Origin of the sequence: Pseudomonas sp. PAMC 26793 (assembly GCF_000313235.1) — a bacterium.
In the GTDB taxonomy this organism is placed as follows: domain Bacteria; phylum Pseudomonadota; class Gammaproteobacteria; order Pseudomonadales; family Pseudomonadaceae; genus Aquipseudomonas; species Aquipseudomonas yamanorum.
Map to the genome: position 1 here is coordinate 64,926 of NZ_AMXG01000055.1, position 21,308 is coordinate 86,233.

Genomic DNA, 21,308 nt, shown 5'->3' on the forward strand with positions numbered 1-21,308 from the left:
ATGAATGAGCTGGACAATGCCGTCACCCTGACCGTGGATGGCCTGGATTATGGCGGCTGGAAAAGCGTGGAAATCAGCGCCGACCTGGAGCGTCAATTTCGCACCTTCACCCTCAACGTCACCTGGCAATGGCCCGGGCAAACCCTGACAGCGCCGATCAAGCCCGGCGCCCGTTGCCAGGTGCGCATCGGTTGCGATCTGGTGCTCACTGGCTTTGTGTTCAAGGCCCCCGTCAGTTACGACGGCCAGCAGATCAGCCTGAGTATTCAGGGCGCTTCAGTGACGCAAGACCTGGTGGACTGCGCAGCGATCAACCAGCCCGGCCAGTGGCGCGGGCAAAACTTGCTGAGCATCGTCCGTGCGCTGACGGCCACCTATGGCATCGAGGTGCACAGCGAGATTGCCGAGACCACACGCTTGCATACCCACAGCATCGTGCCCGGGGAGACGGTATTCCAGTCCATCGACCGCTTGCTGACGCTGTATCGGGTGTTTTCTACCGACGATGCGGACGGACGCCTGGTGCTGGCATTGCCCGGTAGTGCAGGGCGTGCGAATGACAGCCTGGAGCTGGGCAAGAACATCCTTTCGGCTAACGCACCGATGGACTATGGCTCGGTGTTTTCCGAGTACCGCGTCATCGGCCAGCACAAGGGCGATGATCAGAAAAGTGCAGCGGCGGTCAGTGAGGTTTCAGGGATTTCCCGGGATGAAAAAGCCGCGCGAAAACGCGTCACGGTGATCAGCGAGCCGACGCAGTTGACCCCCGAGCTGGCCCAGCAACGCGCCGACTGGGAGCGTGCTACCCGTACCGGAAAAGCCCTGACGACTACTTACACCGTGCAAGGCTGGCGGCAGTCCAACGGCGACTTGTGGCGCCACAACCTGTTGGTGCGGGTGATCGATCCGGTGCTGGGATTTGATCAGGACATGTTGATCTCCAAAGTCACCTGGTCGCTCTCCGACCAAGGTTCGATCACCACTTTACAGGTGGCGCCGCCGTCCACCTTTGATGCCAATCCGTTGCCATCCGCTTAACCATCAAGGAATTTCCATGAGCCTACTGACTCGCCTGCTGGCGCGCGGCACTGTCGTGCTCGCCCACTCGGCCACCAAGCTGCAATCGCTGCAAATGCGCCTGACCGCAGGCGAAGTGAACGACGACATGGAGCACTTCGAACCCTACGGTTTTACCAGCAATCCGCTGGCCGGTGCTGAAGGCATCGCCACGTTCCTGGGCGGGGACCGCTCTCATGCCATCGTGCTGGTGGTGGCTGACCGTCGCTATCGCTTGCAGTCCCTGGCGCCGGGCGAAGTAGCGATCTACACCGACGAAGGCGACAAGGTTCACTTCAAGCGCGGGCGGGTGATCGACATTGAAACCGGCACCCTGAATATCCGCGCCAGCCAGGCGGTGAACATTGATACGCCGACCCTGACCCAGAGCGGCAAGATCATCTCCCAGGGCGATCAGATTGCCGGCGGCATCAGCCAGATCCGGCACGTGCATGTGGGCGTACAGCCCGGCAGCGGCCAGACCGGCGCGCCGGCGGGAGGCCAGTGATGTTTGTCTCCGACAACCTGAAAAATGCCCTGACCCGTTCGGTGCTGATCAGCCTGTTCACCTGGCGCCGTGCTGCGCCGGATGACGCCGTTGACGATGACGAGCGCTTTGGCTGGTGGGGCGACAGTTTCCCCAGCGTGGCCGACGACCGTATCGGCTCAAGGCTGTGGTTGCTGCGCCGGGTCAAGCTGACCCGCCAGACGCAACTGGACGCCGAATTCTATGCCCGCGAAGCCTTGCAATGGCTGATCGACGACGGGCATTGCAGCGCCATCGAAGTACTCAGTGAGCGCCTCGACGCCCAGCGTCTCAACTTGCGCACGCAGCTGACCCTGGCCGATGGCGAGCGCCTGGACATCAACCCTGATAACAGTTGGCAGGTGATCTATGCCGTTTGAAACCCCTTCGCTGCCGGTGCTGATCAAGCGCACCCAAAGCGACCTGGCCAGCGATTCGCTGCGCCAGTCCGATGCCCAGGTCCTGGCGCGCACACTCAGTGGTGCGGCGTTCGGCCTGTACGGTTATCTCGATTGGATCGCTGAGCAGATCCTGCCGGATACCGCGGATGAATCCACCCTGGAGCGCATCGCCGCGCTGCGTTTGAACCAGGCGCGCAAGGCGGCGGTGGCCGCCAGTGGCAGCGTGAGTTTTACCGCAGCGGCGGGCGCGGTGCTGGATGTGGATACGGTGCTGCAAGCCAGCGATGGTCGCAGCTTCAAAGTCACCGCTGCGGGCACCACCCATGTCGGCCTCAACACCGCCACGGTACAGGCGATAGATGCCGGCGCCCTGGGCAACGCTGACGCCGGGCTGAGCCTGATCGCGGTGCAACCGCTGCAAGGTATTGGTTCGACCTTTACCGTGCTGGCGCCGGGGCTGACCGGCGGTGTGGCGCGAGAAACCCTGGAGTCGCTGCGGGCGCGGGTGATTCGTTCCTATCGCGTTATCCCCCAGGGCGGTTCAGCACAGGATTACGAGACCTGGTCCCTCGAAGTGCCCGGCATTACCCGCGCGTGGTGTCGCGGCAATTACCTGGGGCCGGGGACGGTGGGGGTGTTCGTGATGCGTGACGACGACCCGCAGCCGATCCCCAATACCGCGCAGCTGGCGCAGGTTCAAGCCCATATCGAGCCGCTGCGGCCCGTCACCGCTGATGTGTATGTGTTGGCGCCCGTGATGAAACCGGTGGCTTACCAACTGCGCCTGACCCCCGACACCAGCGCCGTGCGCGCGGCTGTCGAGGCCCAACTGCGTGACCTGCACAACCGCGAGGCCGGCTTGGGCGACACCTTGTTGCTGACCCATATCGCCGAAGCCATCAGCACTGCGACCGGCGAGACCGATCACACCCTCACAAACCCGTTGGCGGACGTTACAGCGGAGACGAATCAGTTGCTGGTGTTCGGAGGTATCACATGGCTGGAGTAAGAACTGCCGGCCAGTATCAGGAACAACTGATCGCCTTGTTGCCCAGCGGTCCGGCCTGGGACCTGGAGACCGTGCCGCAGTTGGAGACGGTGCTCAAAGGCATCGCCGAAGAACTCACACGCATCGACGCCCGGGCCTGCGACCTGCAAAACGAAATGGACCCCGCGACCGTCAGCGAATTGGTGCCGGAGTGGGAAAGGGTGATGCAACTGCCCGATCCCTGCCTGGGCTTGAGCCCGCTGTACGACGACCGTCGCCTGGCAGTGCGTCGACGCCTGTTGGCGGTGGGCAGCCAGCGCGCCGCGTACTACATCGAAATCGCCCGCAGCCAGGGCTACCCCGACGCCAGTGTCACTGAACATCGCGCCCCGCGCATGGGCCGCTCACGGTTTGGCGCTGCGCATTTTGGCACCTGGCAGGCGCACTTCATGTGGACGCTCAACACCGGCGGGCGCCAGCACCTGGGGCGGCGGTTTGGGGCGAGTTATTGGGGCGAGCGGTTTGGCGTCAATCCGGGCAATGCCCTGGAGTGCCTGATTCATCGCAGCGCACCTGCTCATACGCAGGTGCACATCAATTATGACTAGAGGGTAGAAGCGTGGATTATCCAAAGAGTGTGCCCAGCGTTGGGCTGGTGAATGGCAAGTTTGTGGATGAAAACCCGGTGACCGGGACGCCGGGGAGTTTGATTCCGGCGGCTTGGGGGAATGGGGTTACGCAGGAGATTTTGAATGTGCTGGCGGCGGCGGGGATCGCGCCGGATGAGACGAAGACCGATCAGTTGGCGCAGGCGCTTAGCGTTTTGAGTGATTGGTTGAAGTTGAAGAACAAGCCGACGACGTTGGCGGGGTATGGGATTACGGATGCCATGCCTGCGGGGGCGGGCGGACTTCTTACTATTCCTGCCGTGGTGAAAGGAAACTCCTCAGAATTAACTTCCACGCAGTTCGTGACACTCGCCGACGCTACGACGGATCGGCCCGATGCGGTCAGATACGGCGCTGGGCTGCATATAAAGTATCCCGATGGTAAGTATGGGTTTGATCTCCTTGCGGGGATTACAGGCGAATGGTTCGGAGTACGTCGAGTTGCAGATGATGGCAAGGGAACTTGGCGCATGTTGTGGCATGACGGGAACTTCAATCCGGCAGCCAAAGCAGATAAAGCAACATCGCTGGCCGGATATGGAATCACCGATGCACTCAAAATCGGTCAGTACGGCTTGGGTTCCAATGTTGCACCGGCCATTGCTATTGATAGCGTGGGCTTGCCGGGTGGTTTCTACTTCTTTGGCGAAGGCAATACCAGTTTTGGCCAGTATGTAGGCTTGGTGAACATTCCTTATGGCAGCGGCAACTATGCTGGGCAATTAGGCTTTCAACAGGGCAGTGGTGAGACAGTCATCCTCGTTCGCGGGTGCGATAACTCCGGCAAATGGAACCCCACACGTACCCTGTGGCATGACGGCAACCTCAAATCGAGCGATTTTTTGCCGGTCGGCACTTCGATCCAGTATGCAGGCCCTGATGTGCCAACTGGTTTCCTGAAAGAAAACGGCGCAGAAGTTTCGCGTACTGCGTATGCCAAGTTGTTTGCGGCCATTGGCACTTTTTACGGCGCGGGAGATGGCAGTACTACCTTTAACCTGCCCGATAGCCGTGGCGAGTTTATTCGCGGTTTTGATGATGGGCGTGGTGTTGATCCACAGCGCACGCTCGGTTCTTTGCAACTCGACTCGATGCAGGGCCACTGGCACGGGCCGCGACCTGGTACATCCTTGAACGGCAGCCCAGGTAACTGGAACGGTGTGGGGGGCGGTTCCAACGCGACATTCAATATCGGCAGCACCGGTGACCCCGTTACCAACGGCGTTAATGGCGTACCTAGAACCAGCAATGAAACGCGTCCGCGCAACACTTCCCGTCTCATGTGCATCAAGTATTGAGGTCAATCATGACTACTTCTGCCCCTGTTATTTATCAGGCACACCCGGTAACGGGCGAATACATCGGAACTGCTTTTGCTGACCCCGATCCACTTGTCGAGGGGGGCTGGCTTATCCCCTCCATGGCTTTCAGTGAAGCCCCGCCTGTAACTGAGCCCGGCTTTGCTGCGGTTCACGTTAAAGATGCTCAAGCTATCTGGAGCCTGGTTCCGGACCTGCGCGGCCTTGTGTATCGAACGGATACCGGCGAGGAGATCCAATGGCAGCAGTTAGGTGAGTTGCCGTTGGAACTTACCTCGCTGAAACGCCCCGGGTCAGATCACGTTTGGGATGGCTCGTCCTGGCATCTCGATGAAAAACTGAGGAGCACGAACGAATGTGAATCCGAACGACTCTGGCGGGCTTCGGAAATCGACAGTATCAAGTGGCTTCGCGAGCGCCATCGGGATGAGTCCGACCTGAAGCGAGATACCACGCTGACAGAAGGACAATTTGCGCAACTGCTGGCTTATTTCCAACTGTTGCGTGATTGGCCGCAGCACTCGAAGTTTCCAGTCTCCGAATTTCGACCGGTTAAACCGGACTGGATGGTTGGCCTTGTACAATAGTGTGGTGCTCGTGAGTTCGGAGGTTTTTTCATGCCGATAACCCAGAATGATCTTGTGCAAATCATGCCCAACGCCCGCGCCCTAGCGGGCGTTTTCGTATCTGCGCTGAACACAGCTATGTCCAATCGGCAAATCACCACCCCCAAACGCATCGCCGCCTTCCTCGCCCAAATCGGCCACGAATCCGGCGAACTGCGCTACGTACGTGAACTGGGCAGTGATCAATACCTGAGCAAATACGACACCGGCACCCTGGCCGCCCGCCTCGGCAACACCCCCGAAGCCGATGGCGATGGCAAGAAATACCGTGGCCGTGGCCTGATCCAGATCACCGGCCGACGCAACTACCTGGCGTGCAGCCAGGCGTTGTTCGGCGATGAGCGTCTGTTGCAGCAACCGGAGTTGCTGGAGCAACCGCAATGGGCCTGCGAATCCGCCGCGTGGTTCTGGCAGAGCAATGGCTTGAACGAACTGGCTGACAAGGACCAGTTCACCACTATCACCCGGCGTATCAATGGCGGCCTCAACGGTCTGGAGAACCGCACGCAGTTGTGGGCCCGGGCGAAGGCGGTGTTATGGGCCTCCTGACGTCGTATCGCCTGCTTGGCTTTTTCCTGTTGGTGGTGGTCTCGGCGGGTATTGCCTGGCAGGTACAGGCTTGGCGGTATGGCATCCAACTTGAGCGCCTGGAGGCGCTGCATGCCGAAGCGCTGAGCCAACAAAGCCTGTCGGCTCAACGTCAACAACAGGTGGAACAGGACAAACGGCTGGCACTGGAACAACAACTCAGCGCCAGCGACCAACAACACACCCGGGAGCTTTCCGATGCACAGCGCGATCAGGCTCACCTGCGGGATCGCCTGGCCACTGCTGATGTGCGGTTGTCAGTCCTTCTCGACGCCAGCGACTCAGCCAGCGGCTGCCCAATGCCAGCCACCGCCACCCCCGGCGGCGTGGTTCATGGCGCCCCGCGAGCCCGACTTGACCCGGCGCATGCTCAACGAATTATCGGCATCACCGACGACGGCGATAACGCCATGATCGCCTTGCGCGCCTGCCAGGCGTATGTCCGGGCCGTCGCGCGTTAGTCTCTTGTAACTTGCATGGCCCATGGGCTCCTGTAGGGTAGGCAAACGCCCGTCCACTCCAGGAGATGACCGTGAAGGAAATTACTCAACTCGCCGCTGAACTTGGTCGACGCTTGCAGGTTCTCAATGCCCACGTCACAACGGCCGAGTCGTGCACCGGCGGCGGCATCGCCGAGGCGATCACGCGGATTCCCGGGAGTTCGGCCTGGTTCGAGGCGGGCTATGTCACGTATTCCAATCGCCAGAAGACCCGGCAGTTGAATGTGCCGGAAGCGCTGTTCCCCAAGGTCGGGGCCGTCAGTCGCGAAGTGGTGGAGGCGATGGTCCGGGGTGCCCAGGAGAAAAGCCTGGCGCGTTTTGCCGTGGCAGTCAGCGGCGTGGCCGGCCCCGATGGCGGTTCGCCGGACAAGCCGGTGGGCACCGTATGGCTGGCCTGGGGCGTGGGCGATGAGGTTACCACCGAGCTTGAACACTTCCCTGGGAACCGTGACGAGGTCCGCCGACAAACGGTAAAGGCCGCGCTAGAGGGCTTGTTGCGACGAGCTGCAGCAGAAATAGAAAATCAGGGGTAGGCGATCACGGATCTTTGTGGAACAATACTGTCTACTTATACAGGTGTTGGCCGCCAGGCCTTATTGATTACGTGAGGACTTTAATGGACGACAACAAGAAGAAAGCCTTGGCTGCGGCCCTGGGTCAGATCGAACGTCAATTCGGCAAGGGTGCCGTAATGCGTATGGGCGATCACGACCGTCAGGCGATCCCGGCTATCTCTACTGGCTCTCTGGGTCTGGACATCGCGCTCGGCATTGGCGGCCTGCCAAAAGGCCGTATCGTTGAAATCTACGGTCCTGAATCTTCCGGTAAAACCACCCTGACTCTGTCGGTGATTGCCCAGGCACAAAAGATGGGCGCCACTTGTGCGTTCGTCGATGCCGAGCACGCCCTGGATCCTGAATACGCTGGCAAGCTGGGCGTCAACGTTGACGACCTGCTGGTTTCGCAACCGGACACCGGTGAGCAAGCGCTGGAAATCACCGACATGCTGGTGCGCTCCAACGCCATCGACGTGATCGTGGTCGACTCCGTGGCAGCCCTGGTACCGAAGGCTGAAATCGAAGGCGAAATGGGCGACATGCACGTGGGCCTGCAAGCCCGCCTGATGTCCCAGGCCCTGCGTAAAATCACCGGTAACATCAAGAACGCCAACTGCCTGGTGATCTTCATCAACCAGATCCGGATGAAGATCGGCGTGATGTTCGGCAGCCCGGAAACCACCACCGGTGGTAACGCGCTGAAGTTCTACGCTTCGGTCCGTTTGGACATCCGCCGTACTGGCGCGGTGAAGGAAGGTGACGAGGTTGTCGGTAGCGAAACCCGCGTTAAAGTCGTGAAGAACAAGGTAGCTCCGCCGTTCCGCCAGGCCGAGTTCCAGATTCTCTACGGCAAGGGTATCTACTTGAACGGCGAGATGATCGACCTGGGCGTGCTGCACGGCTTCGTCGAGAAGTCCGGTGCCTGGTATGCCTACAACGGCAGCAAGATCGGCCAGGGCAAGGCCAACTCGGCCAAGTTCCTTGCGGATAACCCGGATGTTGCCGCTACGCTCGAGAAGCAGATCCGCGACAAGCTGTTGACCCCGGCACCCGACGTCAAGGCCGCCGCCAACCGCGAACCGGTTGAAGAAGTAGAAGAAGTCGACACTGACATCTGAAGCAAACGATGAGTGTTGTCCTGGATACACCCGTCGCCGTAAGGCGCACTGCAATGGACCTGCTCGCACGTCGCGAGCACGGTCGAGTCGAGCTGACGCGTAAACTGCGTCAGCGCGGCGCAGATCCTGAGATGATCGACGCAGCCCTGGACCGCTTGACGGAAGAAGGACTGCTGTCGGAATCCCGTTACCTCGAAAGTTTTGTGTCTTACCGAGCCCGATCCGGCTATGGCCCTGCGCGAATTCGTGAAGAGCTAAGTCAGCGTGGCCTGCAGCGTGCTGATGTCGAGCTCGCCTTACGTGAGTGCGGTATCAACTGGCAGGCACAATTGGAAGATACCTGGCGGCGCAAGTTTGCCGGCCATCTGCCTATTGATGCGCGGGAGCGGGCTAAGCAAGGTCGCTTCCTGAGTTATCGGGGGTTTTCGATGGAGATGATCAGCCGCCTGTTGAGCGGTCGAGATATGGATGACTGAAGGCTGCGCCTGTAAATGGTTGCTCTGATTATTGCGGGGCTTGGTGTGGCGAGGGAGCTTGCTCCCGCTGGGCTGCGCAGCGGCCAAACCTGCGCATCGTTCTACCTGACACAACCCAAAAGGCCCGCTATGAAAATAGCGGGCCTTTTTGCGTTTCGGGGGCAAATCACGCCGTCTCCGTCACCCGCTGCTGCGTTTTTCCCTGAGCCTGGGCCCAGTTTTCTGGCAAGTTGATGTAGTCCACCAACTCCCGCAACCGTCCCTGGTCACGCCCGTTGAAATTGAATACCAGGCGTGTCAGATGGCTGAAGCTTGGTTCGTCATGCTCCTCGCCGGTGTACGCAATTTGCTGGAAGTCGCCACTGAGGCGAAGACTGGCAAATGCCTCCTGCAGGTGGGCCAGTGCACGGTCACTCAATGGATGATTCATGCGAATCACAAATTGGCGCTTCAGCCAGCGGGTGGAATGGAAGTTGGCGTAGAACTGATTGATCTCTTCCACCGCCTCCTCAGCGCTGTACACCAGGCGCACCAACTTGAGGTCAGTGGGCAAGATGTAGCGATTGGCTTCAAGCTGGCTGCGCATAAAGTCCAGGGCGCCTTGCCAGAAGTTGCCGCCCGGTGCATCCAGCAGTACCACTGGGACCAGCGGGCTTTTGCCGGTCTGGATCAGGGTCAGCACTTCCAGCGCTTCATCCAGGGTGCCGAAACCGCCTGGGCACAGGATCAAGGCGTCGGCCTCCTTGACGAAGAACAGCTTGCGGGTAAAGAAGAAGTGGAAGGACAGCAGGTTCTCGGTGCCATCGATGGTCGGGTTGGCGTGCTGTTCAAACGGCAGGGTGATGTTGAACCCCAGGCTATGTTGCAACCCAGCCCCTTCGTGGGCCGCCGCCATGATGCCGCCGCCACCGCCGGTAATCACCATCAGGTCCGAGCGGGCCAGGACCGCGCCCACTTCCCGGGCCAAGGCATACAGCGGGCTTTCCACCGGCGTGCGCGCCGAACCGAACACCGTGACTTTGCGTCGGCCCTTGAACTGTTCGAGTACCCGGAAGGCGTGGTCCAGTTCGTGGATTGCCTGCAAGGTGATCTTGGCGTTCCAGCGGCTGCGGTCGTCCTGGGCCATGCGCAACACGGTGAAGATCATGTCGCGATATAGGGGGATGTTCGGGCTGTTGGGCGCAATCAGGTGGAGTTGCGCGTCGACCTGCTGCGTGAGGTCAGTGCCGTTTTCTTGAAATTGACGGATCAGGAGTTCATTCGGTTCGTAAGGCATTCAACTTCTCCTTCTTCACAGAACCCTGGGTGCCGACGAGAAATTCGTCGGCACCACGACACTGCATGTGTCGTTGCCTCTGATTAACGAGGTGGGCGAAACCGGTTCTGTATATTCCTTATGTTTAAAAACCTTTGCACTGCACGCTCAGGAGGGCAAACCTCTTTTGCCCTGAAAATGTTACAGAACGGTGTGAAAACCCGATGTTCCAGGCTTTCAGGATGAATTGATCATGAGCCTAGAAAGTCTTGGCTGGCAACCGCTTATTGATCACTTGTGAGGGAGTTTAGACGGTGCCGCGAACGGGCAATGGCGCAGGCTGCAGAGGGGCATATTGCGCGCCGCTGATCAGCGGCGCGCGACAGGAGGCATCGCTTACTTTTTCTTCTTCGCCGCCGCTGGCGCCGGGCAGTCTGCTTCCTGGAACTTCACCGACGCCACCGGGCGGTTGGTTTTGTTCTCGGTGATCTCGTAGCGCATGATCGCGCCCTTGGCCATCAGCTCGCGATAACCCGTGTTCAGGCACACGCTTTGACCCAGTTGGAAGTACACGGCCTTGGGATTGGCGCGCATTTGCTCGGCGCGGTCTGGCAGTACGCTGAGATGATCAATCAGTTGCAGGCCTTCAACGGTGTAGGCCACTTCCAGGGTTTTATCGTCAATTTCCCGAGGCAAGTTCTTGTTGCTTTCCTCTGCGACGCTTTGCAGCTTCCTGTTCAGTTGAGCCTCCAGCAACGAGGCCGCTTGGGCACCCAGGGGCAACACCAACGCAAGGGCGACGGACGGAACTACAAGGCGTGGCATAAGACGCAGCATGAAACTCTCCTGATTCGGTTACTGGTGCATAGACCAGCCACTGCGCTGTGCGTTCAGTGGCGCGGGATTATAGGTGACCGCCTGCCACTACGGCCAGCCTATTGCCGGGAAGTGCAGGTAGGCGAGGGCGCCTCTGGTAAACTGCGGTAACTTTTGCCTTCCCGAGTTCTATCCGTGTCGATTTCCACGTTCATGCAGCGGCGCGCCCGATGAGCCATGCCGTCTCCCGTCTGCGCACCCAGCGCCTGGCCCGCGCCGTTAAACCGTTTGTTGCGCGGGGCTCCCGGGCCGAGCGCTGCCCTGACTGCCGGGTGATTCCCGAATATTGCCTGTGTGCCTGGCGGCCCAAGGTCCAGGCCAAATCCGGCATGTGCCTGCTGATGCATGACGTAGAGCCGATGAAGCCCAGCAACACCGGCTGGCTGATTGCCGATGTGATCAACGACACCACCGCATTCCCCTGGTCACGGACTGAAGTCGAGCCTGAGTTGCTCGCCTTGTTGGCCGACCCGCAGTGGCAGCCTTATATCGTCTTTCCCGGCGAATTTGTGGCGCCGGAGCGGGTGGTCAACCAGGTCAGTCTGGAAGAGGGCAAGCGCCCGCTGTTCATTCTGCTGGACGGTACCTGGAGTGAGGCGCGCAAGATGTTCCGCAAGAGCCCGTACCTGGAGCACTTGCCGGTGCTGAGCCTGGCTCCCGAGCAACTCTCGCGCTACAAACTGCGCCGCTCCAAGCGTGATGATCATTTCTGCACCGCCGAAGTGGCGGCCCTGTGCCTGGAGCTCGCTGAGGATCAGGCGGCCAGCGAAGTGCTCGACGCCTATCTGGACGTGTTCAGCACCCACTACCTGGCCGCCAAGTTTCAGTTGGCGCTGGACCCGGCCGATGTCGTCCATACTCGTCTGGCACCTTATCTATAGGGGTCATGGCCAGCCGACCTTTGCATGATGGCCGCGCAAACACGCAGCCCGCTAAAATAGCCACGGGCGTAGCGCTTGACCACCCAGGCTGCGCTGGGCATGCTTGGCGCCGATTGGGGCGCTGTCACAGATTGGATACGTCGTCTTTTGACGTTGAGCGCGCCCTTTGGTGACTGCTGGCCTGGCAGCCACCTTGCGCGTTGGCGAGCACTGAACCCATCAGTGCCCCCATAAAAACAGGATCATTTAATCAATGGCCACATACGAAATCCTGATTGCCGATGACCACCCGCTGTTTCGCAGCGCGCTGCACCAGGCGGTCACGCTGGGCCTGGGGCCGGATGTACGCCTCGTCGAAGTCGCCAGCATTGCCGAGCTGGAAACCCGCCTCACCGAAAAATCCGACTGGGACCTGGTCCTGCTGGACCTGAACATGCCGGGTGCCTACGGCTTTTCCGGGTTGGTGCTGCTGCGCGGGCAATACCCGCAAATTCCAGTGGTGATGGTCTCGGCGCAGGAGGAGGCGTCAGTGGTGGTGCGCTCCAAGGAGTTCGGTGCCAGTGGTTTCATTCCCAAGTCCAGCTCCATGGAAGATATCCAGAAAGCTGTGCGCACGGTGTTGGATGGCGATGTCTCCTGGCCGCCCCAAGCCTTTGAAGAGATTAATGTCTCCGACGAAGCCAAGGCCGCCCGTGATGGCCTGGCCAGCCTGACGCCCCAGCAGTTCCGCGTGCTGACCATGGTCTGCGAAGGCCTGTTGAACAAGCAGATTGCCTACGAGTTGAGCGTGTCGGAAGCGACCATCAAGGCCCATGTCACGGCGATTTTCCGCAAACTGGGTGTGCGTACGCGAACCCAGGCTGCATTGCTGCTGCAACAACTTGAGTCAATTTCGCAGCACTAAGATGCTGTTCATTCACGTTTTTTTGACTTTGCTTGCTCTAGTTTCCCCACACCTTTTTGCTCAGTTGCCTACTCTATGTCGCCTTTCAAAGGTCAAACCGGTATCAAACGTATCTTCAACGCGGGGGGCTATTCCCTGGATGGCCTGCGTGCGGCCTTCACCGGCGAGGCGGCTTTTCGTCAGTTGGTGTTGCTAAACGTCATCCTTATTCCGTTGAGTTTCTTCCTGAACGTCAGCCGGGTAGAGCGGGCGCTGCTGATTGCCGTGTGCCTGCTGGCGTTGATCGTCGAATTGCTCAACTCCGCCGTGGAAGCGGCGATTGACCGGATTTCCCTGGACCTGCATCCCTTGTCGAAAAACGCCAAGGACATGGGCAGCGCCGCACAGTTTGTCGCGCTGACCATGATTACCCTGGTGTGGGCCGTGATCCTGATCTAGGCAATGGTTGGCAGCACAATCTCGTCGCTGCGCTGCACCCCGGCAGTGAAGGAACGGCACAGCTCGAGGAATTCGCGCATGGCCGAGGTCTGGTACTTTTGCTTGTGCCAGATGAAGTAGAACTGCCGGGCCAGGTCCAGGTCCGGGGTTTCCACCGGTACCAGGCTGCCGCGCCGGAAGGCGTCGCGCAGCGCCAGCCGGGAAATGCAGCCAATCCCCAAGCCTGATTCCACCGCGCGTTTGATCGCCTCGGTGTGTTCCAGCTCCAGGCGAATGTTCAGCGCGCTGCGGTGATGCCGCATGGCCTGGTCAAAGGTCAGGCGGGTGCCGGAGCCTTGTTCCCGCAGGATCCACGCCTCATGGGTCAACTCTTCCATGGTGGCCTGGCCGCGTTTGGCCAGATGATGCTGGGGCGCACAAAACACCACCAACTCGTCTTCCACCCAGGTTTGCACCTCGATGTCCGGGTGGCTGCAGTCACCTTCGATTAGACCCAGATCAATTTCGTAGTGCGCCACCTGATGCACGATATGCGCAGTGTTCTGCACATGCAGCTTCACCTGGCTCTCGGGATGTTGTTGCATGAAGCTACCGATCAGCAGCGTGGCCAGGTAATTGCCAATGGTCAGGGTGGCGCCGACGGCCAGGGAGCCGAAGCCCGACTTGCCGTTGAGCAAGTCCTCGATCTCCTTGGCCTGGTCCAGCAGTGCCACCGCCTGGGGCAAGAGCTGGTGGCCCAGGGCGTTGAGGCTCAGGCGTTTACCCGCGCGGTCGAATAATTGGCAGCTGGATTGGCGCTCCAGCTCGGTAATCGAGGTGCTGGCGGCGGATTGAGATAAGGCCAGAAGGCCAGCAGCGCGCGAGACGCTTTCCTGCTGGGCGACGGCGACGAAGACTTGCAGTTGACGTAGAGTAAATCGCATATCGATATAACCGATAACCCTTATCTTAATAATCCAGTTAACAGATATTGTCGCCGCCATTAGAATGCTGTGCAATTGCGCATCCATCATTTGGCGCAGACCCATTTCCAGGAGTCCCCCGTACATGAGCAACATGAACCACGAGCGTGTCCTCAGTGTTCATCACTGGAACGACACTCTGTTCAGCTTCAAGTGCACCCGCGATCCGGGCCTGCGCTTCGAGAACGGTCAGTTCGTGATGATCGGCCTGCAACAGCCTAATGGCCGCCCGCTCATGCGCGCTTACTCCATTGCCAGCCCGAACTGGGAAGAGCATCTGGAGTTCTTCAGCATCAAGGTGCCTGATGGCCCGCTGACTTCCCAATTGCAGCACTTGAAGGAAGGAGACGAGATCATCATCAGCAAAAAACCGACGGGCACCCTGGTGCTCGACGATTTGAAGCCGGGCAAACACCTGTACCTGCTTAGCACTGGTACCGGCCTGGCGCCGTTCATGAGCGTGATCCAGGACCCGGAAACCTACGAGCGTTTCGAAAAAGTGATCCTGTGCCACGGTGTGCGTTACGTCAACGAAGTCGCCTACCGCGAATTCATCACCGAGCACCTGCCGCAGAACGAGTTCTTCGGCGAGGCCCTGCGTGACAAGTTGATCTACTACCCGACCGTGACCCGTGAGCCGTTCGAAAACGAAGGCCGCCTGACCGACCTGATGCGCAGCGGCAAGCTGTTCAGTGATATCGGCCTGCCGCCGATCAATCCTGAAGACGACCGCGCCATGCTGTGCGGCAGCCCGAGCATGCTGGATGAAACCAGTGAAGTGCTGAACAGCTTCGGTCTGAAGGTTTCCCCGCGTATGCGTGAACCGGGTGACTACTTGATCGAGCGTGCGTTCGTCGAGAAATAAGGGCGACGCAAAGAAAGTGGGAGCGGGCTTGCTCGCGAAGGCGGTGTAACAGTCACCAGATGTATTGACTGATTCTCCGCCTTCGCGAGCAAGCCCGCTCCCACATTTGTTTCCGGTTTATCCAGCCGACACCACTTCCAGCACACAAATCATTCCGGCTTCAGGATAGTGCCACCGCACGTCCACGTCCCAGAACTGCGCCCCGTATTCCCGCTCCGGCCCCGGCGTTTGGTACGCCGGCCGTGGATCCTGCGCCAGGCACTGTTCGATCAACGCCACCAACGGCTCGTCAAGGCGCTGAGCGTGGCCTTCTGCCTGTTGCAGCGCCGTCTTCAGCCACTGCACGGGAATCAGCTGTGGCGCAGCGCTGGCGATGCTGTTGGTCGCGGTGTCAACGATGTCTGCGTACGGCACGTACGGCTTGATGTCGAGAATCGGCGTGCCATCCAGCAGGTCGATGCCGGATATCCACAGGCGGCCGTCTTCTACCTTGTCCAGCTTGACCACCGATTGGCCAATGCCATTCGGCCGGTGGGTCGCGCGGGTGGCGAACACGCCCATGGACGTGTTGCCACCGAGGCGAGGCGGGCGCACTTTCAGCCGGGGCTTGTCTTCCAGCGCCTGGTGGAACAGGAACAGCAACCACACATGGCTGACCTGCTCCAGCCCCTGCACCGCCTCACCCTGGTCGAACGGCGCCACCAGCTCCAGCACGCCCCGGGCGGCAGGCGCCAGTTGTGGCTGGCGCGGGATGGCGAACTTCTCCTTGAAGCAGGAGCGGACAAAGCCGATGGGCGAGACGCTGTAGCTCACGGGCTTAGGCGCGAACGCGCAGGGTCAGGCCCTTGAGGAAGTTGCGCAGCAACTGGTCACCGCAGGTGCGGTAGTTGGTGTGGCCGAACTTGCGGAACAGCGCGCTCAGCTCTGGCTTGGACACCGGGAACTCGGAAGCCTTGAGGATCGCGTGCATGTCGTCTTCTTTCAGTTCGAAGGCCACCCGCAGTTTCTTCAGGACGATGTTGTTGGTCACCGGCAGTTCGATTGGCTGCGGTGGACGGCTTTCGTCCTTGCCGCGCTTGAAGATCACCAGGCCATCGAGGAAATGCGCCATGACGTCGTCCGGGCAGAACACGAAGCCTTCTTCCTCGTCTTTCTTGAGGTAGGTCAGCAAGTCTTCCTTGGTGACTTCCATGCCGCCGAGCTTGATGATCTCGACCATCTTGTTGTCACTGATGTCGAGCATGTAGCGCACGCTGCGCAGTACGTCATTGTGAATCATGGTGGTCAATCCTGGTCATTCAACTGTGGACACCGCCCAGGCAGGCGGTGTCGAGAGATTCGGCGGCGAAAAAAGTCTTAGAACTTTTCTTTGCCGGACAGATAGCGCCATTGGCCTACCGGCACTTTGCCGATGGAGACTCCGCCAATGCGGATGCGTCGAATGGCGACGACTTTCAGGCCAACGGCTTCGCAGAACAAGGCAATCACACCCGGTTGCGGGTTTTTCAACGCAAAGCGCAGGCGGTTCTCGTTCTGCCAGCTGGCTTTCACCGCTGGCAATTCCTTACCTTTGTAGGTCAGGCCGTGGTTGAGGCGGTTCAGGCCGTGGGCGACCATGTCGCCGGACACTTCCACCACGTATTCCTGTTCGATCTTGTTCGCGTCAGCGGTCAGCTTGCGCAGGATCTTCCAGTCCTGGGTGAACACCAGCAGGCCGCTGGCCTTGGCTTGCAGGTCACTGCTGGCGGTCAGGCGCAGGAAGTGGCCTTTGAGCGGGCGCTTGCTGAAGCGGTGTTCTTCCGACAGGGTCTCGGCGTTGATCGACGCCATGGCCGTCTCGGCATCCACACCGGCGGGGGCGTGGAACAGGATGGTCACCGGCTCCGGCGCAGTGGCCTTGGCCTCAGGGTCAAGCTCGACCTTCTGGGTGGTGACCTTGAACTGCGGCTCGTCGATCACTTCGCCGTCCACCGTGACCCAGCCGCCTTCGATGAACAGCTCGGCCTCCCGACGGGAGCAACCGACCAGTTCGATGAGGCGTTTGGAGAGGCGTAGGGGTTCAGTCATGACAAGGGCCGAAACAAAAGGGGGCGGCTATTGTACCTGTGTGGCGCCGGTTAATCCCGGCTCCATTTCATTTAGCCGCGGCGGGCCTGTTGCTGGGCCTGGCGCAAACGCATGTGCAGCAACGGATAAGGTTGGCCCATGCCGTCGTGGTCCGTACGTCCGATCACCTCAAAGCCCTGCTTGAAGTAAAAGCCCAGTGCCTGCGGGTTCTGTTCGTTGACGTCCAGTTGGTCGGCGTTCATGGATTCGACGGCATAGCGCAGCAATTGTCGGCCCAGGCCCTGGCCACGGTGTTCGGGGTCGATAAACAGCATCTCGACCTTGCCCGCTGCTACTCCGGCAAACCCGGTAATGCGCTGGCGCGAGTCCTTGGTGCAGATCAACATCACGGCGTCGAGGTAGCGGGTCAGCACCAGGTTTTTCAGCAACTCGATGTAACTGTCCGGCAGGAAGTCATGGGTGGCCCGCACCGAAGCCTCCCAGATGCGGGTCAGTTCCTGATAGTCGCTGGATTTGGGTGTATGGATAACCGAATGCTGGCGCATGCCCGCTGACCCTTGCTGATGTTTGGCACTGATGGGCAAAACGATAGACCTAAAAAAGCCCCGCATCTTGTCCAGAAGCAGGGCTTTTTCAATTCTTTACACCTTATGCGCGCTTTTCAGCCCACAGGTCGTACTCGTCGGCGTCGGTCACGGTGCACCAGACCTTGTCTCCGGGCTTCAGGCCGCTGGCGTCGTCGATGAACACGTTGCCGTCGATTTCCGGCGCATCGAAGAAGCAGCGGCCAACCGCGCCTTGTTCGTCGACTTCGTCGATCAGGACTTCGATCTCACGGCCGATGCGCAGTTGCAGGCGTGCCGAGCTGATGGCCTGCTGGTGCGCCATGAAGCGCTCCCAACGGTCCTGCTTGATGTCGTCTGGAACGATGGCAGCGTCCAGCAGGTTGGCCGGAGCACCTTCCACCGGCGAGTACTGGAAGCAGCCGACGCGGTCCAGTTGGGCCTCGGTCAGCCAGTCCAGCAGGTACTGGAAGTCTTCTTCGGTCTCGCCGGGGAAGCCGACGATGAAGGTGGAACGGATGATCAGGTCCGGGCAGATCTCGCGCCAGTTCTTGATGCGTGCCAGGGTCTTGTCTTCGAAGGCCGGGCGTTTCATGGCCTTGAGGATTTTCGGGCTGGCGTGCTGGAACGGGATGTCCAGGTACGGCAGGATCTTGCCGGCGGCCATCAGCGGGATCAGCTCGTCGACATGCGGGTACGGGTAAACGTAGTGCAGGCGCACCCACACGCCGAGGCTGCTCAGGGCTTCGCAGAGTTCGGTCATGCGGGTTTTCACCGGCGCGCCGTTCCAGAAACCGGTGCGGTACTTGACGTCGACGCCATAGGCGCTGGTGTCCTGGGAGATCACCAGCAGCTCTTTCACGCCGGATTTGACCAGGCGCTGGGCCTCGTCCAGTACGTCGCCCACCGGGCGGCTCACCAGCTTGCCGCGCATCGACGGGATGATGCAGAAGCTGCAGCTGTGGTTGCAGCCTTCGGAAATCTTCAGGTAGGCGTAGTGGCGCGGCGTCAGCTTGATGCCTTGCGGCGGCACCAGGTCGATCAACGGGTTGTGGTCCTGGCGCGGCGGCACTACGTCGTGCACGGCGTTGACCACTTGCTCGTACTGCTGCGGGCCGGTCACGGCCAGCACGCTCGGGTGCACGTTGCGGATGGCGCCTTCTTCCACACCCATGCAGCCGGTGACGATCACCTTGCCGTTTTCCTTGATGGCTTCGCCGATCACTTCCAGGGACTCTGCCTTGGCCGAGTCGATGAAGCCACAGGTGTTGACCACCACCACGTCCGCGTCCTGGTAGGTGGACACGACGTCATAGCCTTCCATGCGCAGTTGCGTAAGGATGCGTTCGGAGTCGACCAGAGCCTTTGGGCAACCCAGGGATACAAAGCCGACCTTGGGGTTGGCTTTTGCGATGGTGGTGGACATGTCTAACCTCGGTATTGAATGACGCCGCCCGTCGTGCACGAAAGGCTGCGGATGGGCGCTTAGTGCGCCTCTGATCAAAAAGTGCGCAATTCTAGCGACGGGAATCGCTCTTGACCAGCTTTATGCAGGGAAATACGACGAGTGCTGCGCTATGCTTCGCGCCGTTGCATCTGAGTGAATTTCCTCGGTCAATAAATCGTCTGTAACGAGAAGTAAAACAGCGCATGCTGTGGACAGCATAGGCGCCCGCAGCAGGCGCGCTGTTTATAAAAGACCGCAGGTCAAAGGGCAGGAGTGGTTGATGGGTCAGGCAAGTAGTCAGGCAGCAGGTGCCGAGCATTCCAACGCAAAGCCGATCGGCATGCTGGTGGCGGCAGTGGGGGTGGTTTACGGCGATATCGGCACCAGCCCGCTCTACACCCTTAAAGAGGTGTTTACCGGTGGGTATGGGGTTCCGGTCAATCATGATGGGGTCTTCGGGATCCTGGCACTGATTTTCTGGTCGTTGGTCTGGGTCGTTTCGATCAAGTACGTGCTGTTTATCCTGCGCGCCGACAACCAGGGCGAGGGTGGCATCATGGCCCTGACGGCACTGGCCCGGCGGGCGGCGTCGCCTTATCCCAAGTTGCGTTCGGTGCTGGTGATTCTCGGCCTGATCGGTGCGGCGCTGTTTTACGGCGACAGCATGATCACCCCGGCAATCTCGGTATTGTCGGCGGTGGAAGGCCTGGAGTTGGCCTTTGATGGCCTTGAGCGCTGGGTCGTGCCGCTTTCGCTGGTGGTGCTGGTCGGGCTGTTCCTGATCCAGAAACACGGCACTGACCGTATCGGCAAATTGTTCGGGCCGGTGATGGTGGTGTGGTTCCTGGTGCTGGGCGGCTTGGGTGTGCACGGCATCAGCCAGCACCCTGAAGTGCTCAATGCGCTGAATCCGGTGTGGGGCGTGCGCTTCTTCACCGCTCATCCTGGCATGGGCGTGGCGATTCTCGGCGCGGTGGTGCTGGCACTGACCGGTGCTGAAGCGCTCTACGCCGACATGGGCCACTTCGGGCGCAAGCCGATTGCCCGTGCCTGGTTCGCCCTGGTGCTGCCGGCGTTGGTGCTCAACTACTTTGGCCAGGGTGCGCTGCTGCTGGAAAATCCAGAGGCGGCCCGTAACCCGTTCTACCTGCTGGCACCGGATTGGGCGTTGATCCCGCTGGTGGCGCTGTCGACGTTGGCCACCGTGATCGCCTCCCAGGCGGTGATCTCCGGGGCGTTCTCCCTGACCCGCCAGGCGATACAGCTCGGTTACATCCCGCGCATGCATATCCAGCACACTTCCAGCGCCGAACAAGGCCAGATCTACATTGGCGCAGTGAACTGGTCGCTGATGGTGGGCGTGATCCTGCTGGTGCTGGGTTTTGAATCTTCCAACGCCCTGGCCTCGGCCTACGGTGTGGCAGTGACCGGCACCATGTTGATCACCAGCATTCTGGTGTCGGCGGTGATGCTGTTGCTGTGGAAATGGCCTCCGGTGCTGGCGATCCCCGTGTTGATCGGTTTCCTGCTGGTGGATGGGCTGTTCTTCGCCGCCAACGTGCCCAAGATCGTGCAGGGCGGTGCCTTTCCGGTATTGGCGGGGATTGTGTTGTTTATCCTCATGACCACCTGGAAGCGCGGCAAGGAGCTGCTGGTGGACCGGCTGGACGAAGGTGGGCTGCCGTTGCCGATCTTTATCAGCAGTATCCGTGTGCAGCCGCCTCATCGCGTCCAAGGCACGGCAGTGTTCCTGACCGCGCGCCCGGATGCCGTGCCTCACGCCTTGTTGCATAACCTGCTGCATAACCAGGTGTTGCATGAACAGGTGGTGTTGTTGACGGTGGTCTACGAAGATATCCCCCGTGTACCCGCCCAGCGTCGGTTCGAAGTTGATTCCTATGGCGAGGGTTTCTTCCGGGTGATCCTGCACTTCGGTTTCGTCGACGAGCCGGACGTGCCCGAGGCGCTGAAGCTGTGCCATCTGGACGACCTGGACTTCAGCCCGATGCGCACCACCTACTTCCTCAGCCGCGAAACCGTGATCGCCTCCCGCATCAAGGGCATGGCGCGCTGGCGTGAAGGGTTGTTCGCCTTCATGCTCAAGAACGCCAACGGCAACCTGCGCTTCTTCAAGCTGCCGGTTAACCGGGTGATCGAGCTCGGCACTCAAGTAGAAATGTAAGCCCAACAAAAAGCCCCCGGTGCCTTGCGGCAGCGGGGGCTTTTT

General features: G+C 60.1%; 25 protein-coding genes. 17 read left to right on the forward strand and 8 right to left on the reverse strand.

Annotated features, from left to right (window positions below; all coding sequences use genetic code 11):
• The 12 genes from D109_RS0129920 (at position 1) to recX (ending at position 8,823) form a co-directional block, all read left to right on the forward strand.
• Positions 1-1,038 (forward strand): phage baseplate assembly protein, encoded by a 1,038-nt coding sequence (locus D109_RS0129920; protein ID WP_017480158.1) that lies wholly within the window; start codon positions 1-3, stop codon positions 1,036-1,038.
• A gap of 16 nt (positions 1,039-1,054) precedes the next feature.
• Complete coding sequence (locus D109_RS0129925; protein WP_017480159.1) at positions 1,055-1,564, forward strand: phage baseplate assembly protein V; 510 nt, start codon at positions 1,055-1,057, stop codon at positions 1,562-1,564.
• Positions 1,564-1,962: a phage GP46 family protein gene (locus D109_RS0129930; RefSeq protein ID WP_010170074.1), complete on the forward strand. Its 399-nt coding sequence runs from the start codon at positions 1,564-1,566 to the stop codon at positions 1,960-1,962. The genes D109_RS0129925 and D109_RS0129930 overlap by 1 nt, the downstream gene beginning before the upstream one ends.
• Positions 1,952-2,992, forward strand: coding sequence for a baseplate J/gp47 family protein (locus D109_RS0129935; RefSeq protein WP_017480160.1), 1,041 nt, complete (start codon positions 1,952-1,954; stop codon positions 2,990-2,992). The genes D109_RS0129930 and D109_RS0129935 overlap by 11 nt, the downstream gene beginning before the upstream one ends.
• Positions 2,980-3,579 (forward strand): YmfQ family protein, encoded by a 600-nt coding sequence (locus tag D109_RS0129940; RefSeq protein ID WP_017480161.1) that lies wholly within the window; start codon positions 2,980-2,982, stop codon positions 3,577-3,579. The genes D109_RS0129935 and D109_RS0129940 overlap by 13 nt, the downstream gene beginning before the upstream one ends.
• 11 nt (positions 3,580-3,590) lie before the next feature.
• Complete coding sequence (locus D109_RS0129945) at positions 3,591-4,937, forward strand: tail fiber protein (protein WP_026078307.1); 1,347 nt, start codon at positions 3,591-3,593, stop codon at positions 4,935-4,937.
• An 8-nt stretch (positions 4,938-4,945) separates the two neighbouring features.
• Positions 4,946-5,545 (forward strand): hypothetical protein, encoded by a 600-nt coding sequence (locus tag D109_RS0129950; RefSeq protein ID WP_017480163.1) that lies wholly within the window; start codon positions 4,946-4,948, stop codon positions 5,543-5,545.
• A gap of 63 nt (positions 5,546-5,608) precedes the next feature.
• Entirely contained in the window at positions 5,609-6,133 is a 525-nt protein-coding gene (locus D109_RS0129955; protein WP_371103600.1) for a glycoside hydrolase family 19 protein, read from the forward strand.
• Positions 6,121-6,633, forward strand: a complete 513-nt coding sequence (locus D109_RS0129960) for a lysis system i-spanin subunit Rz (RefSeq protein ID WP_017480165.1) — start codon at positions 6,121-6,123, stop codon at positions 6,631-6,633. Before D109_RS0129955 ends, D109_RS0129960 begins: the two co-directional genes overlap by 13 nt.
• Before the next feature lie 71 nt (positions 6,634-6,704).
• Entirely contained in the window at positions 6,705-7,205 is a 501-nt protein-coding gene (locus D109_RS0129965) for a CinA family protein (RefSeq protein WP_026078309.1), read from the forward strand.
• Between the two features lie 83 nt (positions 7,206-7,288).
• Entirely contained in the window at positions 7,289-8,347 is a 1,059-nt protein-coding gene (gene recA, locus D109_RS0129970; RefSeq protein ID WP_003208645.1) for a recombinase RecA, read from the forward strand.
• 8 nt (positions 8,348-8,355) lie between these two features.
• Complete coding sequence (gene recX / locus D109_RS0129975; RefSeq protein ID WP_026078310.1) at positions 8,356-8,823, forward strand: recombination regulator RecX; 468 nt, start codon at positions 8,356-8,358, stop codon at positions 8,821-8,823.
• Positions 8,824-8,989: 166 nt separating this feature from the next.
• Here the strand turns inward: recX and D109_RS0129980 are convergent, their stop codons facing one another.
• Positions 8,990-10,099, reverse strand: coding sequence for a TIGR00730 family Rossman fold protein (locus tag D109_RS0129980; RefSeq protein ID WP_017480168.1), 1,110 nt, complete (start codon positions 10,097-10,099; stop codon positions 8,990-8,992).
• A gap of 375 nt (positions 10,100-10,474) precedes the next feature.
• On the reverse strand, positions 10,475-10,915 hold the full coding sequence (locus D109_RS0129985) for a PA3611 family quorum-sensing-regulated virulence factor (protein WP_017480169.1): 441 nt from the start codon (positions 10,913-10,915) through the stop codon (positions 10,475-10,477).
• Positions 10,916-11,124: 209 nt separating this feature from the next.
• Between D109_RS0129985 and D109_RS0129990 the strand changes: the two genes are divergently transcribed.
• The 3 genes from D109_RS0129990 to D109_RS0130000 all read left to right on the forward strand — a co-directional run bounded on the left by D109_RS0129990 (position 11,125) and on the right by D109_RS0130000 (position 13,177).
• A complete protein-coding gene (locus tag D109_RS0129990; protein WP_017480170.1) occupies positions 11,125-11,835 on the forward strand; it encodes a tRNA-uridine aminocarboxypropyltransferase in 711 nt (236 codons plus the stop codon).
• A gap of 253 nt (positions 11,836-12,088) precedes the next feature.
• Positions 12,089-12,739 carry a response regulator transcription factor ErdR gene (erdR, locus tag D109_RS0129995; protein WP_003208636.1) on the forward strand — a complete coding sequence of 217 codons (651 nt, stop codon included), beginning with the start codon at positions 12,089-12,091 and terminating at the stop codon, positions 12,737-12,739.
• A 75-nt stretch (positions 12,740-12,814) separates the two neighbouring features.
• Positions 12,815-13,177 (forward strand): diacylglycerol kinase, encoded by a 363-nt coding sequence (locus tag D109_RS0130000; RefSeq protein ID WP_003208635.1) that lies wholly within the window; start codon positions 12,815-12,817, stop codon positions 13,175-13,177.
• Here the strand turns inward: D109_RS0130000 and D109_RS0130005 are convergent.
• On the reverse strand, positions 13,174-14,100 hold the full coding sequence (locus tag D109_RS0130005) for a LysR family transcriptional regulator (protein ID WP_003208633.1): 927 nt from the start codon (positions 14,098-14,100) through the stop codon (positions 13,174-13,176). The genes D109_RS0130000 and D109_RS0130005 overlap by 4 nt on opposite strands.
• A gap of 124 nt (positions 14,101-14,224) precedes the next feature.
• Here D109_RS0130005 and fpr point away from each other — a divergent pair, with 124 nt between their 5' ends.
• Positions 14,225-15,004 carry a ferredoxin-NADP reductase gene (gene fpr / locus D109_RS0130010; protein ID WP_003189055.1) on the forward strand — a complete coding sequence of 260 codons (780 nt, stop codon included), beginning with the start codon at positions 14,225-14,227 and terminating at the stop codon, positions 15,002-15,004.
• A gap of 117 nt (positions 15,005-15,121) precedes the next feature.
• Here fpr and tsaA read toward each other — a convergent pair whose 3' ends face one another.
• From tsaA to rimO, 5 genes are all read right to left on the reverse strand, one after another.
• Positions 15,122-15,817: a tRNA (N6-threonylcarbamoyladenosine(37)-N6)-methyltransferase TrmO gene (gene tsaA, locus D109_RS0130015; protein ID WP_017480171.1), complete on the reverse strand. Its 696-nt coding sequence runs from the start codon at positions 15,815-15,817 to the stop codon at positions 15,122-15,124.
• 4 nt (positions 15,818-15,821) lie between these two features.
• On the reverse strand, positions 15,822-16,283 hold the full coding sequence (locus tag D109_RS0130020) for a DUF1456 family protein (protein ID WP_017480172.1): 462 nt from the start codon (positions 16,281-16,283) through the stop codon (positions 15,822-15,824).
• A 77-nt stretch (positions 16,284-16,360) separates the two neighbouring features.
• Entirely contained in the window at positions 16,361-17,071 is a 711-nt protein-coding gene (locus tag D109_RS0130025; RefSeq protein ID WP_003208627.1) for an rRNA pseudouridine synthase, read from the reverse strand.
• A gap of 71 nt (positions 17,072-17,142) precedes the next feature.
• Positions 17,143-17,616, reverse strand: coding sequence for a GNAT family N-acetyltransferase (locus tag D109_RS0130030; RefSeq protein ID WP_017480173.1), 474 nt, complete (start codon positions 17,614-17,616; stop codon positions 17,143-17,145).
• Positions 17,617-17,719: 103 nt separating this feature from the next.
• The gene (gene rimO / locus D109_RS0130035; protein ID WP_017480174.1) at positions 17,720-19,060 is read right to left on the reverse strand and encodes a 30S ribosomal protein S12 methylthiotransferase RimO; all 1,341 of its coding nucleotides are present in this window, start codon (positions 19,058-19,060) and stop codon (positions 17,720-17,722) included.
• Between the two features lie 301 nt (positions 19,061-19,361).
• Between rimO and D109_RS0130040 the strand changes: the two genes are divergently transcribed.
• Positions 19,362-21,263 (forward strand): potassium transporter Kup, encoded by a 1,902-nt coding sequence (locus tag D109_RS0130040; protein ID WP_017480175.1) that lies wholly within the window; start codon positions 19,362-19,364, stop codon positions 21,261-21,263.
• Positions 21,264-21,308 lie beyond the last annotated feature (45 nt).